Source organism: Lentzea sp. NPDC051838 (assembly GCF_040681245.1).
Lineage (GTDB): Bacteria > Actinomycetota > Actinomycetes > Mycobacteriales > Pseudonocardiaceae > Lentzea.
Genome location: NZ_JBFAYI010000010.1, coordinates 55282 through 70627 on the forward strand (window position 1 = coordinate 55282; position 15346 = coordinate 70627).

General features: G+C 70.1%; 10 protein-coding genes. 4 read left to right on the forward strand and 6 right to left on the reverse strand.

Annotated features, from left to right (window positions below; genetic code table 11):
- Nucleotides 1–224 precede the first annotated feature (224 nt).
- Genes AB0M24_RS22975 through AB0M24_RS22985 form a run of 3 tightly spaced genes read left to right on the forward strand, consistent with a single transcriptional unit; the run spans nt 225 to nt 3287 of the window.
- Nucleotides 225–1010 (forward strand): endo alpha-1,4 polygalactosaminidase, encoded by a 786-nt coding sequence (locus AB0M24_RS22975; RefSeq protein ID WP_363771166.1) that lies wholly within the window; start codon nt 225–227, stop codon nt 1008–1010.
- A 22-nt stretch (nt 1011–1032) separates the two neighbouring features.
- Nucleotides 1033–2340: a nucleotide sugar dehydrogenase gene (locus tag AB0M24_RS22980; protein WP_363771169.1), complete on the forward strand. Its 1308-nt coding sequence runs from the start codon at nt 1033–1035 to the stop codon at nt 2338–2340.
- Nucleotides 2337–3287, forward strand: coding sequence for an NAD-dependent epimerase/dehydratase family protein (locus AB0M24_RS22985; protein ID WP_363771172.1), 951 nt, complete (start codon nt 2337–2339; stop codon nt 3285–3287). Before AB0M24_RS22980 ends, AB0M24_RS22985 begins: the two co-directional genes overlap by 4 nt.
- Before the next feature lie 54 nt (nt 3288–3341).
- Here AB0M24_RS22985 and AB0M24_RS22990 read toward each other — a convergent pair whose 3' ends face one another.
- Genes AB0M24_RS22990 through AB0M24_RS23015 form a run of 6 tightly spaced genes read right to left on the reverse strand, consistent with a single transcriptional unit; the run spans nt 3342 to nt 11878 of the window.
- Nucleotides 3342–4244, reverse strand: a complete 903-nt coding sequence (locus tag AB0M24_RS22990) for an NAD(P)-dependent oxidoreductase (protein WP_363771175.1) — start codon at nt 4242–4244, stop codon at nt 3342–3344.
- A complete protein-coding gene (locus AB0M24_RS22995; RefSeq protein ID WP_363771178.1) occupies nt 4241–4975 on the reverse strand; it encodes a sugar phosphate nucleotidyltransferase in 735 nt (244 codons plus the stop codon). Before AB0M24_RS22995 ends, AB0M24_RS22990 begins: the two co-directional genes overlap by 4 nt.
- A 15-nt stretch (nt 4976–4990) precedes the next feature.
- On the reverse strand, nt 4991–6304 hold the full coding sequence (locus AB0M24_RS23000) for a hypothetical protein (protein ID WP_363771181.1): 1314 nt from the start codon (nt 6302–6304) through the stop codon (nt 4991–4993).
- Nucleotides 6301–7719, reverse strand: coding sequence for a GT4 family glycosyltransferase PelF (pelF, locus tag AB0M24_RS23005; protein WP_363771184.1), 1419 nt, complete (start codon nt 7717–7719; stop codon nt 6301–6303). Before pelF ends, AB0M24_RS23000 begins: the two co-directional genes overlap by 4 nt.
- A complete protein-coding gene (locus AB0M24_RS23010; protein WP_363771187.1) occupies nt 7716–9773 on the reverse strand; it encodes a hypothetical protein in 2058 nt (685 codons plus the stop codon). Before AB0M24_RS23010 ends, pelF begins: the two co-directional genes overlap by 4 nt.
- Nucleotides 9770–11878 (reverse strand): hypothetical protein, encoded by a 2109-nt coding sequence (locus tag AB0M24_RS23015; protein ID WP_363771190.1) that lies wholly within the window; start codon nt 11876–11878, stop codon nt 9770–9772. The genes AB0M24_RS23010 and AB0M24_RS23015 overlap by 4 nt, the downstream gene beginning before the upstream one ends.
- Before the next feature lie 650 nt (nt 11879–12528).
- On the opposite strand from AB0M24_RS23015, the gene AB0M24_RS23020 reads away from it, so the two are divergent.
- The gene (locus AB0M24_RS23020) at nt 12529–15249 is read left to right on the forward strand and encodes a BTAD domain-containing putative transcriptional regulator (protein ID WP_363771193.1); all 2721 of its coding nucleotides are present in this window, start codon (nt 12529–12531) and stop codon (nt 15247–15249) included.
- The last annotated feature ends 97 nt before the right edge of the window (nt 15250–15346 follow it).

The window sequence follows — 15346 nt, forward strand, 5'->3', positions numbered from 1 at the left end:
TTCAAGCCGCCAACGGGGCGAGGTCAAAAGTCCCGGAAGATATTCCGGCCGGGGTGGGAAGCGACGTGAAATAGCCCAGGCGGGGCATTGATGGTTTGGTCCCGTTCGGTACCGTGGTCAGAGTGCCGCGATGTCGTTCCGGAGTGCTTTCACTAATTGTGTTCGCCCTGTTGTCGGGCGGATGTTCGGGTGAATCCACGGCGCCCGGCGGTTTTGTCTACCAGTTGCAGGGGTATCGCGACGGACGGCTGGACGAGATCGCGGCGTCCTCGTTCCGGACGGCCGTCGTGGACCTCGCGCGCGACGGGGGAACGTCGTATTTCGGGGCGGACGAGATCGCCCGGCTCAAGGCGTCCGGAAAACGGGTGCTGGCCTACTTCGAGATTGGGTCCATCGAGTCGTTCCGGCCCGACTTCGCCGCGGTCCGCGCCGACGCCGCCCGGCTGCTGCTCAACGAGTGGCCGAGCTGGCCTGGGGAGCACTTCGTCCGGTACTGGGAACCGCGCTGGTGGGACCTGGCCGTGCGGCCGCGGCTGGACCGGGCGCTGGCCACGGGGTTCGACGGCGTGTACCTCGACACCCCGCTCGCGTACGAGGAGATCGACCTCGCGCTGGTGCCGGACGCCGACCGCGGCCGGCTCGCCGCGCGGATGACGGAGCTGATCGTGCGGATCAGCGCGTACGTGAAGCGGGCGAGGCCGTCTTTCGGCGTCTATCCGCAGAATTCGCCCGAATTGCGCGAGCACCCGGGGTATCTCGACGCGATTGACGGCATCGGGATGGAGGAGCTCTTCTTCAGGGCCACCGACGAGCGGTGCGCCGCGGACTTCTGCGCCGCGAACCTGGCGGCGACCAGGAAGCTCAAGGAAGCCGGGAAGACCGTGCTCGCGGTCGACTACGCGAGCCGTCCGGAGAACGTGGCGGAGGCGTGCCGCCGTTATCGCGAAGAAGGATTCGAGGGATATGTGACGGTGCGGGCACTCGACATCACTGCCGCGCCGTGCCGGTGAACGTACGAGGGAGGAACCGACCGTGACAGTCGAAGAACCTGAATTCCGCAGAGTGGGCATCATCGGAATGGGGTACGTGGGCCTCACGCTCGCCGCGGCGATGGCCCGGCGGGGGTACGAGGTGCACGGCGTGGACACCCAGGCCGCACTGCTCGACACGCTGGCGAAGGGGCGTCCGCACCTCTTCGAACCCGGCGTCGAGGACGTCTTCCAGGAGTGGGCCGGCAAGCGCATCTTCCTCTCGCACGACCTGCCGGACTCGGGTGTGGACGCGGCGGTCATCTGCGTCTCCACCCCGGTGGGAGAGTCCGGTCGCGAGCCGTACCTGCTCAACCTGGCCGCCGCGGCCGAGCACATCGCCAAGCGCTGCACGCCGGAGACGCTGGTCGTGGTGCGCAGCACGGTGCCGGTCGGCGCGACCCGGTCGGTCGTGCTGCCCCGGCTGGCCGACGCCTGGGGGTCGGCGCGGCTGGTGATGGCGCCGGAACGCACGATCCAGGGCCAGGCGCTGCGCGAGCTGGTCGAGCTGCCGCAGGTGGTCGGCGGCCTCGACGACGAGAGTCTGCGGCTAGGGCTCGCGTTGTTCGGTGGACTCTCGGCGCAGTTGGTGCCGGTGTCGGGGCTGGAGACCGCCGAGCTGGTGAAGCTGGTCAACAACTGCCACACCGACGTCATCTACTCGTTCGGCAACGAGGTCGCCAGGCTGACCGAACGGCTCGGGCTCGACCCGTTGGAGGTGATCAGGGCGACCAACGTCGACTACCCGCGCCCCGACATCGCGAAGCCGGGGTACGTCGGCGGCGGGTGCCTGTCCAAGGACCCGTACCTGTTGCTGTCGGCTGCCGAACAGGCCGGCCACGTGCCGCCGTTGATCCAGGCGGCTCGCGCGGTCAACGAGGACCTGCCCGTGCACGTCGCGGACCGCGTGATCGACCTGATGGGAGACGACAAGCGGTTGCTGGTGCTCGGCTGGGCGTACAAGGGCTGGCCGCCGACCGACGACATGCGCGGCACGCCGATCGCCTCGATGATGCCGGGCTTCACCAGGGCGGGCATCCAGGTCCTGGGGCACGACCCGCTGGTCAGCGGGGAGGTGATCCGGAAGTACGGCGGCACACCCGTCGACGTCGCGACCGGGTTCTCGAGCGCGGACGCCGTGCTGATCATCACCGACCACCCGGAGTACCGGCAGCTCGGCGTCGAAGAGTTGTTGCCCGGGTCGGGCGTGCGGCTCGTCTACGACTCGTGGCGGGTGCTCGACGAGAACCGGGTGACGCGGCACGGCGTCCGCTACGCCGGTCTCGGCTACGAACCGGAGGTGACGCGGTGAAGTGCCTCCTGCTCGGCGGCGCCGGGTTCATCGGACTGCACCTCGGCAGGAGACTCGTCGCGGACGGCCACGAGGTAACGGTCGTCGACGACTTCTCGCGCGGCCGCGACGATCCCGAGCTCACCGCGCTGGACGTGCGGGTGATCTCGGCGGACCTCACCGACCCGGCGTCGTTCGCGGCGTTGCCCTGCGACTTCGACCACGTGTACCTGCTCGCTGCTGTGGTGGGCGTGCGCAACGTCGAACGCGACCCTTCGCGCGTCGTCCGGATCAACACGCTCGTCGTGCTGAACACGCTGGACTGGATCACGTCGGGGCAGCGGTTGTTCTTCGCCTCCACCAGCGAGACCTACGCGGGCGGGGTGTCGGCGGGGCTTGTGCCGGTGCCGACCGCGGAGAACGTGCCGCTCGTCGTCGAGGACGTCGCCGCGCCCCGCTTCGCCTACGGGATCAGCAAGATGCTGGGCGAGGCGGCGGTGGTGCACGCGGGCCGCGCGAAGAACGTTCCCGTTGTCGTGGGGCGCTTCCACAACGTGTACGGGCCGCGCATGGGCGCCGACCACGTCATTCCGGAGCTGTGCCTGCGCGCGTTGCGGCGCGAGGATCCGTTCCTCGTCTACGGCACCGACCAGTTCCGCGCGTTCTGCCACGTGGACGACGCGGTCGAGGCGGTCGTGCGGCTGATGGGCGTGGACGCGGCGATCGGCCGGATCGTCCACATCGGAGACGACACCGCCGAGACCAACATCGGCGAACTGGCCGAGCTGGTCCTGAAGATCTCCGGCCACGCACCGGCCGTCCAACGCGCCGCCGCCCCGCCAGGCTCAGTAACCCGCCGCTGCCCGGACCTCACTCTGTTGCGCTCGCTCACCGGCTACCAACCCGCGGTGTCCCTGGACGACGGCGTTCGGCAAACCTTCGCCTGGTACCGAACCCACATCTCGTGAAAATGATGAACGGCGCTTTCGTCAGTTGGACGAAAGCGCCGTTCATCGGGAGCGTTAGGCGTTCTTCCACACCGCGCGGATGGACGTGATCAGATCCTGGTGCGGGGACCAGCCGAGGACGTGCCGGGTGCGGGTGATGTCCGCGGCGATCCAGTCGACCGCGCCCGAACGCGAGGGCACTGGAGCGCTTTCGAGGATCTTGCCCTCGAAGCCCGCCACCTCGGCGAGGGTTGCCACGGCGTCGCGGACGGCGATGGCTCTGCCGCTGCCGACGTTGAGCACCGGCTCGGACGGTTCGGGTGCCAGGGCGGCGTCCGCGATCGCGTTCGCCACGTCGGTGACGTCGACGAAGTCGCGGTAGGAGTCGAGCGGGCCGAGCGTGATGTCGGTGGCGCTGTGCCGCAGCGCCGCGCGGATCGCGTCCGTCGCACGCCCCAGCACCGTGCCGGCCGGCAGGTCCGCTCCGATGGGGTTGAAGACCCGCAGCACCACGCCGTCCACCCGGCCCGCGACGACCGCGTCCCGCACCAGCAACGTGCTCGCGAGCTTGGTGATCCCGTAGCCCGACACCGGGTTCGCGGCCGCGTTCTCCGCGACCGGGACACCACGGGAAACCGGCCCGTACTCCGCCGCGGAGCCTAGTGCGACGAGCCTCGCGGACGGCGCGGCGACCGGGAGCGCGTCGAGCAGCCTCGCCGTGGGTGTCACGTTGGCGGCGACGAGCTCCGCCGTCGTGCCGTCGAGCAGCCCCGTGCAGTTGACCACGGCGTCGGGTGCGATCGGTCTCAGCAGGGCGACGAGCTCGTCGGTGCCGCCGTGCACCAGGTCGTGGCGCACCGAACCGTCGTCGCGCGGCCCGGTTCTGCTGACCCGCACGACCCGCACCCCACGGTCGCGCAAGGCCGCTTCCGCCGCGCGGCCGAGGTAGCCCGCCGCGCCGAACAGCACGACGGTCATGACGTCACGCCCGTGGAGGCGTTGCCGGGCAACAACATCGGCCGCAACCGCTCGAAGTTCCGGTTGGCGTCGTCGTAGTCGTCGGGCCGGCCGATGTCGAGCCAGTAGCCGCCGAACTCGTAGGCCGCCGGCTCCTCACCCCGGGACAGCAGGTCGAGCACCAGCTCGTCCAGCCCGAACGGCACGTTGCGCTGGTACGGGGTGAGCGTCTTGCGGGCCATCGCGTACACGCCCATGCTCACGCCGTAGGAGAGCTCCGGCTTCTCCACGAAGTCGACGATCCGACCCTCCTCTGTGGACAGAGTGCCGAAGTCGATCTTCACCTTGCGCTGGTACGTGGCGACGGTGAGCGGCGCGCCCAGTGCCACGTGGTGGTCCAGCAGTGCCGAGTAGTCGAGGTCGGTGAGCACGTCCCCGTTCATCACGAGGAAGTGCTCCGGCAGGAGGTCGACGATGTTGAGCAACGGGCCGATGGTGGACAGCGGCGTCTTCTCCTCCGCGTAGTCCACCCCGATGTGCCACCGGGACCCGTCGCCGACGAACGCGCGGATCAGCGAACCCAGGTGCCCGATCGCGAGCGTCACGCGGTCGAAGCCGCGCGTGCCCAGCTGTTGCAGGATGATGTCGAGGATCGCGTACTCCTCGCCGATCGGCACGAGTGGCTTGGGCAGCGCCGTGGTGTACGGCCGCAGTCGCACTCCTCTGCCACCGGCGAGTATCACCGCATGCATGTGGAGATCACTTCCTCATCGGTAGTGGCGAACCTGTCCGACGCTCTCGCGGAGCGCCAAGAGCAAGAAGACGGACAAAGCGGTGCAGCTGAACAGGAAGACCGGCGGAGGATCGGCGGTGAGCTCGGTCGCGACGACCGTCCCCGCCAGCACGGTCGACGTGATCAGCGCCGCGCGCGTCACCCCGCCCGTCCGGACGAGCACGAACCCCAGGAAGAACGCGCCGCCGAGCAGGACGTGCCCGTCGATCAGCAACGCTCCGGACGACGTGAGCGCACCGGACCAGCGCAGTGCCACGAGCAGCACGAGCGCGGCGGAACCCAGCGCCACCAGGCAGATGCCGAGCTCTCGCAGCAACGCGCGCCACGTCGCCGCGCCGAAGTCCTGCGGCAGCACACATCCGCGCAGCTCGTCCGCCGCCGTGTCGAAGAACCGGTGGGCGCGCCACTCGACGACACCCATCCCGAGCACGAGTGGCGCGGCGGCGACGGCCAGGTCGAGAGCGCTGAGCGCGTAACGGGAATCCGTGTACAGCAACAAGGCCGCGCACACCGCCGCGTACACGCTGCTGGGCAGCGCGGTACCCAGCAGCGCGCCCGCCCGCGGCAGCCGCACACCGGCGGAGTCGTGGGTGCCGCGCCCGCAGCGCCAGGCGACACCGACGGCCAGCAGCACCGTGACGCCACCCAGCGCCAGCGCGATCCCGGTGGCGCCGGAAACGAGGTGGACAACCCCTCCCGCACCGGCCGGCAGCACCGCGCCGGACAACAGGACTTCCCTGCCGTGGAACAAGAGCACGCCGATCGCGAGCTGAAGACCGGCCAACGGGAGCACGAACAGAGCGGACGCCCAGCCCAGCACCACGCTCGCGACGGACGCGGCGATCACCACCCCGCCGACCCCGAGCAGGCGCAACGACCTGGCCGCCGTCGCCGGGGCCCCACGCCCCAGCAGCTGATGCGCCACGACACTCGTACCCGCGCCCCACACCCAGGTCACGACGGTGGCGAGCACCATCGCCCGCACCGCGCCAGGACCGCCCAGCACCGCGGCCACCGCGGGGAAGACCGTCGTCGGCAGCAGGTAGAGCGGTCCTCGCACGGCATGTGGCCAGGTGCGGTGGCGCTCGCGGTCCTCGGCGGTGACGCTCGTGCGCGGCAACCGTTCGAAAACCTCTTGTGCCAACGCGAACACGTCGGCGCGCGCGTAGCGGTCCACCGCGACCTGGTCGGTGACGCCCTGGCTCTCCAGCAACGCCGCCACCTGCAGCTCGTCCACCGGATCCGGCAGCAGCGCGGCGATCCGCGTCACCAGCTCGTCGAGGATCATCGGCCGGCCTCCGTGAGCTCCGCATACCTGGTGCGGTAGCTGTCGTTCCACCGCTGGACGGTGAAGCGCTCGACCACCCGCTGCCGTGCGAGCCTGCCCAGCCGATGGCGCAGCGGGGTGTCGGTGAGCAGCCGCACGCACGCCCGTGCCACGGCGTCGTGATCACGTGGCGGCACAACGAGTCCCGCGTCGGCCACTGCCTCGCTGACTCCGCCGACGTCGGTGCACACTGGCGGGCGGCCGGTGGACATCGCTTCCACGACGGTGAACGGAAACCCCTCCGACACGCTGGTCAACGCGACCACGTGACCCGCGTGGTAGGCGTCGACCTGGCTCGGTACCAGCCCCTCGAACACGGCGGCTCCGGTGAGCCCGAGCTGGTCCGCGAGGCGCAGGCAGCTCGCGTGGTAGTCCTTGTTCGCCTCGGGCACCGGTCCGAACACGCGCAGCCGCGCGTCCGGAAGAGCGCGCCGGACCTCACCGAACGCCCTGATCAGCGTGTGCAGGTCCTTGAGCGGGTCGATCCGGCCGACGAACACGATCGTCGGCACGTCCGGTTCTCCTTGTGCCACCGGGAACTCCGCGGGGTCGATGCCGTTGTACATCGTCCACATGCGACTGGGGTCGGCGCCGCTGTGCAGCTGCCACCGCCGGTTGTAGTCGGAGTGCGGGGTCAGCATGTCGCACGTGCGGTAGGCGGCGCCCGCGAGCGCGCGGTGGAAGCCCAGCAGCACGACTTTGGCCGGCAGAGCCAGGGTTTCGCCGACCGCGCCGAGGTACCGCTCGCGCAGGTAGACCCCGTGCTCGGACATCATCAACGGCGTTCCGTGCGCCCACTTCGCCGCCATGCCGGCCAACGCGCTCAACCCGTTCATCGCGAGATGGCACACGTCGGCGCGGACCGGTGGGAACATCAACGGCCGCAACGAGTGTTCGAGCAGGTCGGTCGCGATCACGGCGTCCCGCAGGGAGATCGGCCCCTCGCCGCAGTCGTGCACGGCGCGGATCAGCCGGGCCACCGAGTCGTTGGACACCAGCGCCGCGCCGACGTCCGACCTCCGCGCGAGGTCGAAGATCCGGTGCAGCGCGTGCGCCAGCTTCTCGGGGCTGTCGTCCGCATGCGGGATGAAGGACCTCACGAAGGCCTCGTGAACCTCGTCGAACCCGGCGGGCCCCCGACGCGCCCGCCGGGGCCGTCTGCCCCACAACGGCATGCTCACCACCTCGGTGAGGTTGGCGGGTTTCGGCCACCACGGCTGCTCGGTGCCGTCCACCGTCAGCGCGACCGCGGTGAAGTCGTGCTGCGGCATGCCCCTGATCAGCTGGTCGCACCACAGGCTCACGCCGCCGGGGTGGAACGGGTAGCACCCCTCCGAGACGAGTGCGATGCGCAGTCCGTCCTGGTCACCTGTCACCGCGGGCTCGCCATCACGACCGCCGTCTGCCCCGCGGCCAGGTCGATCCGCGCCGTCGTGCTCGCGCCGTACGTGTCGCTCTCGTCGCCGCCCGCCTGGTCGGCCTCGGTCGCCGGACGCTGCCGCACGCCGGTCAGGAAGAGCGTCCCGCCGGCCTGGGGCACGTACGTGATCGCGTCGGTGCTCCGGTCCCACACCGCGTCGCGCCCGGAACCCAGCTCGGCGAAGTGCGCTGTCCGCGCCTCCACGTACCGGGCGAGGGTCAGCCAGTCCGGGCTCAGCAGCGGAACCCTGTGCAGCGCCGAGTACTTCGCCACGGTGGCGGTGATCCAGTCGAAGGCGAGCGACCGGCCCGGCGCGTACTCGCGCAGGTTGCCCTGGTGCAGCGTGTGCGCGTACGCCGAGCCGCTCATCAGGTGCCGCACCGCCACCTCGGCCTCCGCGTCGATCGCCTCCTCGTAGGTCAGGTCGTGGTCGCGGTGGTCGGCTGCTTTTCCGTTGCGGCCGTACTGTCCGTTGTAGAGCTTCGTCTGCTCTTCCGGACTGGTCGCCTCGAAGTCTATCGCGGTCGGCCAGTCCGGCACGACCAGCAACTCCGGCCGCAGCGGGTGGTGAGTACCGCAGTTGACGCACTTCGGCCGGTGACCGGCGAAGGACATGTTGCCCTGCAGGTACTTCACGCCGGCGTCGTGCGCCGCGTCGAGCATCGCCCGGTTCGAGCCGGTGAGACCGAAGTCCGTCGGCGGTTCCAGCGACCGCGGATCCGGTGTGTAGACACCGAGTCCCGAGTACTCCGGCGTTTTGAGCACACTCGCGGGCACGGGCAGCCGGGCTTCCGCGGCGATGGCGAGGTTCTCGGTGATCTCGGACTTGCTGACGTCGTAGGAGGTGTCGTTCATCTGCGGGTGGTTCGCGGTGTGGTTGACCCAGCGGAACTCCCGCACCAGCTCGAGGGAGCTCTTGCTGAGCGGGTCCGAGTCCGGGTTCAGCCTGCTGCCGTTGAACGGCAACGTGAGCGTGAACCCGGAGGCCTCGGGATGACGTACGCGCAGGGCACGTTGCTGTGCGCTCGCCGACTTCGCGTCGTCCGCGCTCAGCCGGAACAGGTCGGTGGCGCCGTCGACGCGCTTGCGGGCGGTGGAGTTGAACCAGTCGTCGACGTCGACCGTGAACCAGTGCCGTTGCTCGCCCAGCAGCACACCTTTCGCCGCCCACCGCACGAGAGAAGGACCGAGCAACAGCGCGGGAAGGTCGTCCGGGCCCATGGAGAACGTCAGCGCGAGCCGTTCCCTGCCGTCCGGTGCCGTGCTCCGCACCCCGACGACCGCGTCGCCCGCAGTCAGCACGGGTTCGGCGGCACATCCGGCCGCGAGTCTCGCCCGGTAGACGTAGGAGCGCACGAGCGGAATCCGTGCTTCCGGCCTGAGCTCGTCGAAGATGGCGCCGCCTGCCGCGGTCAGCGCCATCCCGACCCCCGTGTCGCCGACCGCGCCCTCGCCACCAGGCCGCAGGCAGAGGTCCTCCGGTGTGGTGGAAGGGTGGGTGTTCAGCGACACCTGCCGGACGTTGAACGTGCGTTCGTAGTCCCACAGAACCGCCCACTGTCCTGTGTCGAACGCACTCGCGTACGTTCCGTCCGGCTTGCTCGTCAGCAGTGCACTGCTCGTGAGCAGAACCGCGTTGTACCTGCCCGTGCCGTCCGGCCGGACGAGCCGGTCGGACGTCAGCGGTTCGGTGTTCGCCTGCATCACGTCGTAAGGCGAGCCTAGTGCGTCCAGCACGCTTTTCCAGGTGGCCAGACCGAAGTCGTCCTGGCCGGTCGCGATCACCAGCTGCCGCAACGCCACCCGGTCGCCGAGCCGGCCGCTGCCCTCCGGCGGCCGGTCCGCGCGCACGGGTACGAATCGCTTGGCGGGCAACGGATACGGCACCGCGCTCACCCGCTGGTCGCGTGCCGGCTGCACGCTCGGCGGGCTGAGCACGGTGATCGTGGTGACCGCCAGCGCGACGGCCGCCAGCAGCGGACCGACCACTTTGGACGACTGGGAAGTCATGGCCTGGGCACCGCCGTGGCGGTGACGGTGGCGCCGACCGCGACCGGGAGACGGGTGATGATGTCGGCGCCGTAGCGGTCGATCGTGCCCGTCGGGTGGGTCACGCCGGTGAGGAACAGCGAACCGGCCGAGGTGCCCGTGCGGGTGACGCTGTTGGTGCTGCGATCCCAGACCGCGTCGGCGCCGCGGATCTCGGCGAAGTGGCTCGTGCGCGCTTCGACGTACGACGCCAGCGCCGGCCAGGTGGGGTTGCGCAACGGCACCGAGAACCGCGCGCTGTACCTGTCGACGATCGCGCGCAGCCAGTCGAACGTCAGGCTGCGGCCGGGCGAGAACTGGCGCAGGTTGCCCTGGTGCAGGGTGTGGCTGTACACCGACCCGCTCATCACGTGCTGCAGCCCCACCTCGGACTCGTACGACAGCAGCTCGGGGTAGCTCAGATCGTGGTCGTGGTAGGGGAATCTGCCGTTCGGGCCGTAGAGGCTGTTGTACAGCAACGTTTCCTCGGCCGGTGTGGTCACCTGGTAGCCGATGTTGGTCGGCCAGTCCGGCACGACCATCAGCTCCTGCTGCAGCGGGTGGCGGACGCCGCAGTTGAAGCAAGCCGGCCGGTGGCTCGGGAACGACATGTTGCCGTGCAGGTAGCGGACACCGGCGTCGCGGGCCGCGGTGAGCAAGGCAGGGTTGGAGGCGCTCAACCCGAAGTCGGTCGGCGGTTCGGTGTCAGGTGCGTTGGGATCCGGGTTGTAGACGCCGAGCCCGGAGTAGGCGGGGGTCTTGAGCACCTCGGTCGGCACGGTGAGCCCGGCCTGCCGTCCGATGGTGAGGTTGTCGACGATCTCGCGCCGGCTCGTGGCGTAGTCCGTGAAGTTCATCTCCGGGTGCGTCACGGTGTGGTTGACCCACCGGAAGCTGCCCGCGAGGCACTTCGAGTAGCTGGTGAGCGCGTCCGGGGTGCCGGTGGCGGAGCACTGCGACGGGGCGGACGGCGTGAGGTCGCCGCCGTTGTAGGGCAGGTTCAGGGTGAAGCCGGCCGCGGCCGGGTAGCCGCTGCGCAAGGAGCTCTGCTGCGCGTTGGCCGAGGCGGCGTCGGAGCCTGCCAGCCGGAACCCGGGATCGGTCTCCAGGTGCCCGTCCGGGTAGAGGTGGTCGGTGTAGTTGAACCAGTCGTCGACGTCGACGTTGATCCAGTGCCGCAGCTCGCCGACGAACACACCGCGGGTCGCCCAGCGCACGAGCCCGTAGCCCAGCATGTCGGTCTGGGGCAGGAACTCGTTGGAGGAGAACGTCAACGCGGCTCGCTCGCGCCCGTCCGCCGAGGTGCTGATCACGCCCAGCACGTAGCCGCCCGCCGTCAGCGTGGGCTGGGCGGCGCATCCCGGTGCCAGGGTGGACCGGTAGACGTAGGAGAACGTGATCGGCACGGTCGCGCCGGCGGCGAGCCGGTCGAACTGACCTCGTCCGGCGGCGGTGAGCCCTGCCTGCAGGCCGGTGCCGCCGACGCCGCCCTCGAGGCCGGGCCGCAGGCAGTAGTCCTCGGGGAACGTGCCCCACGAGGTGTAGAGCGACACCTGGCGCACGCGGTAGGTCCGCTCGTAGTTCCACAACGTCTGCCACTCCGCCGCGTCGAACGCGCTGACGTAGCCGCCGGAGCCGTCGGGCTGCAGCAGCGCGTTGTCGGTGAGCAGCACGGCGCTGTGGCGTCCGGTGCCGTCGGGCCGCTGCAGGCGGGCGGCGGTGAGCTGTTCCGTGCGCGCCAGGAGCACGTCGTACGGCGTGCCGATCCGGTCCAGCACGGCCTTCCAGGTGGCGAGGCCGAAGTCCGCCTGGTCGAGCGCGATCACCAGCGGCCGCAGCGCTACCCGGTCGGTCGCGGCCAGTGGTGCGACAGGCGCTACCTGCGGCTTGAGCGGTCCGTTCACCACCCGCAGCTTCGGCGGTGCGGGCGGTTTAGGTCTGGCCACGTCTCCTCTGACGAGGCCGTGCCGGTGTCCGGGTCTGTCCTCGTTCCCCGCTGCTCGCGCGGCAGGCAGGCCGGTGACCAGTGCGGCCACGACCAGCGGCGCGACGACAGCGGAGATCCACTTCTGGGGTGATGCCGCCATGCTGCGTCCCTCCTGGGACTCACGTCGTCTCGGGTTGCTCGGCGAATTCGGGCGTGCGCGAGCCAGCCTTCGCGAGGAATGCTTCGCGAAGGTGATACGGCGTACGCCGATATATCTCGGGTTGTCCTGTTGCGGCGGTGTTCCGCCGTCAGCCGGTGGGTGATCGTCCGGGTGTGCGCATTTGCCCTCCCCTGATTGGCGCGAGAAAAAAGGTTAGGTTGCAAACGTCTTGTCCGGTACCTCAGATCGTGCGACATCCAGAAATTTTCGAGGAGCAACGTTAGGGTCCGAACGGGCTACTCGACCGCAGGTGTACCTATACGAGCCGGTGAGGCGGATGGCTGCGCGGAGTGGTCTTCAGGTCCGTTTCCGGGTCTTATGACTCTGTACGAACGGCCCGGCGCAGCGGCAGTCGCACGCGGTACCCGATTGCATCAGGGCGAAACATCGGAGTTTCAAGTCCTGTGCGCCTCGATCGCAATTGGGTGGCATTCCCGGATCGGCCTAGCCGCGTCTTCCGAGGCAATTGGAATTGTTTCGGCCCGCCATTGTCCCCGGCTCGGCGCGGAGCTCGTCAGGTCACGAGTTCAGCGGTGCCGCACCACGCCGTCCTGCCGTGCCTGCACAATGGTCGGCGAAGGGGGAACTCGGTGTTCGAGTGTCGCGTGCTGGGGAGTGTCGAGGTCGCTGTCGACGGACGTCTCGTCGACATCGGACCCGCCAAACAGCGTTGCGTGCTGGCGGTGTTGCTGGCCGACGCGAACACCGCGGTGCCCGCCGACAGGCTCGTCGACCGCGTGTGGGGCGAGAACTCACCGCCGCGTGTGCGCAACGCCCTCTACAGCTACCTGGCCCGTCTGCGGATCGCGTTGGAGCCGACACCCGCGCGCATCGCCACGCGCTCGGGCGGGTACGTGCTGACGGTCGACGAGCAATCCGTTGACCTGCACCGGTTTCGGCAGCTGGCCAGTCAGGCGCGGGCCGCGACCAGTGACGAGCAGGCACGCCGCCTGCTGGAGCGGGCGATGCGGTTGTGGCGTGGTGAGGCGTTCGAGGGCCTCGACACGGCGTGGCTGAACGACCTGCGGGAGATCCTGGAGCGCGAGCGGTTCGAGGTGCGGCTCGACCACCACGACCTCGAACTGCGGGCGGGCCGGCACACCGCGCTCGTGTCGACGCTGGCCACGTTGGCGGACCAGCACCCGTTGGACGAACGGCTGGCCGGTCAGCTGATGCTCGCCTTGCACCGCAACGGACGTCAGGCGGACGCGCTGCGGGTGTTCGCGGACGTGCGGCGGAGAATCAGCGAGGAACTGGGTCTCGATCCGGGGCGCGACCTGCGGTCGTTGCACGAACGCGTGCTGGCCGACGATCCCGGTCTCGCGGTGCCGAAACCGGTGCGGCGCAACGGACTTCCCGGCGACGTCGCCGACTTCACCGGTCGCGGTGCGGAGCTGGACCAGCTGCTGTCGATGGTGCCCGGTGACTCCGGCGGCGCGGTGGTGATCTCCGCGATCGACGGGATGGCCGGTGTCGGCAAGACCGCATTGGCCGTCCACCTCGCACACAGCCTGGCCGACCGGTATCCGGACGCACAGCTGTTCCTCGACCTGCACGCCCACACGGCCGGACGTGATCCCGTCGATCCCGGTTCGGCTTTGGACACGTTGCTGCGCGGCTTGGGCGTGCCCGGCGCGAGCATCCCTGCCGACCTGGACGCACGTGCCGGGATGTGGCGCACGGAGCTGGCCGACCGCAAAGCCGTCGTGGTGCTGGACAACGCGGTGAGCGCGGCGCAGGTCCGTCCACTGCTGCCGGGCACGTCGAGCAGCCTGACCCTGGTGACGAGCCGGCGCCGGTTGCTCGATCTCGACGCCGCACGCGTGCTGTCGCTGGACGTCCTGCCCGAGCGGGACGCGATCGGCTTGCTGGAACAGGTGATCGGCGCCGAGCGGGTCCAGGCGGAACCCGAGGCGGTGCACGAGCTGGTGCGGCTGTGCGGGTACCTGCCGCTGGCACTGAGGATCGCGGCAGCCCGGTTGCGCACGCGTCCAACGTGGACAGTCGAACGCCTGAACGCGCGGCTGCGGGAGGGGCGCGGACTGCTCGGCGAGCTCGGGGGAGACCGGGGCGTGGCCCCCGCGTTCACGCAGTCCTACCGCGACCTGTCCGCGGGGCAGCAGCGGATGTTCCGGTGGCTGGGTCTCGCACCCGGCCCGGACACCAGTGCCCGAGCGGCCGCGTCCCTGCTGGGCACCGACGTCGACACTGCGGGCGACCTGCTGGAGGACCTGGTCGACGCGCATCTGCTCGAACAGCCGATGCCCGACCGGTACCGCTTCCACGACCTGCTGCGGGCCTACGCCACGGAGTTGGTCGCGGACGATCCCGCCGAGCTGCACGCGGCCCAGCGCCGGATGCTCGACCACTACCTGCACAGCGGCTACGCGGCGATGGAGCAGTGCAACCCGACGGCCATCCCGATCACGCTCGCGCCGTTGACCGACGGCGTGACGCCCGAGAAGTTCGAGAGCTACGACGAGGCCCACGCGTGGCTGACCCGCGAGTACCGGGTGCTGCTCGCGGCCGGGCTGCGGTCGGGCGAGGACGGCTTCGACACGCACACGTGGCAGCTCGCCAGAACCCTGATCCCGCACCAGGACCGCCACGGCCACTGGCAGGACATGGCCGCGATGAGCCGGGCAGCGCTTTCCGCCGCGGTGCGCCTGGGCGACCGGGTGGGGCAGGCGCACTCCCGCCGCGGACTCGCCGTCGCGTCGGCCCGCTCCGGTGACTACGACGGCGCCCGAGCCGAGTTCGAGCAGGCCCTCGACCTGTTCCGCGGGCTGGGCGACCAGGCGGAGGAGGCGTGGAGCCACCTCAACCTCTCCGCGATCGCGGGCCGTCAGTCCCGCACGGAGGAGGCGCTGGAGCACTCTCGCGCGGCGGTGGCCCTCTTCGAAGGTCTGGGAGGTCCGCCCGGCCTGGGCAACGCGCTGAACGCCGTCGCCTGGTACCTCGTGAAGCTCGGCCGGTTCCGCGAGGCGGTCGGCGGTGGTCTCGAGGCGCTGCGGATCGCGCGGGTGAACCTCGACCGCCGCGCCGAGGCCAGCGTGCTCGACACGATCGCCGGCGCGCACCTGAAGCTCGGCGAGCACACTCAGGCCGTCGAGCACTACGAGTCCGCGCTCGCTCTGTACCGCGACCTGGGCGAACGTTATTACGAGGCCGACACGCTCATCCACCTCGGCGACGCGCAGCACGAGGCGGGGGACGACGCACGGGCCAGCTGGCAGGGCGCCCTCGACATCCTCGACGAGCTGGGCTCCACCGACGCGGACCCGGTGCGTGCCCGCCTCGACCGGCTCTGATCAGCCGATGATCAGCCGATCTCGTCGATCCGCAGCCGGACCAGGTCGCGGACTCCTCGGCCAGCGCGCGGACCCGTTCGAAGTAGTCATCCACGGC

What these genes read in the sequence shown, in the direction of transcription:
- AB0M24_RS22990 (WP_363771175.1), bottom strand. Translation starts at nt 4,244, where the DNA reads ATGACCGTCGTGCTGTTCGGCGCGGCGGGCTACCTCGGCCGCGCGGCG.
- AB0M24_RS23010 (WP_363771187.1), bottom strand. Translation starts at nt 9,773, where the DNA reads ATGACTTCCCAGTCGTCCAAAGTGGTCGGTCCGCTGCTGGCGGCCGTC.
- AB0M24_RS22995 (WP_363771178.1), bottom strand. Translation starts at nt 4,975, where the DNA reads ATGCATGCGGTGATACTCGCCGGTGGCAGAGGAGTGCGACTGCGGCCG.
- AB0M24_RS23000 (WP_363771181.1), bottom strand. Translation starts at nt 6,304, where the DNA reads ATGATCCTCGACGAGCTGGTGACGCGGATCGCCGCGCTGCTGCCGGAT.
- AB0M24_RS23015 (WP_363771190.1), bottom strand. Translation starts at nt 11,878, where the DNA reads ATGGCGGCATCACCCCAGAAGTGGATCTCCGCTGTCGTCGCGCCGCTG.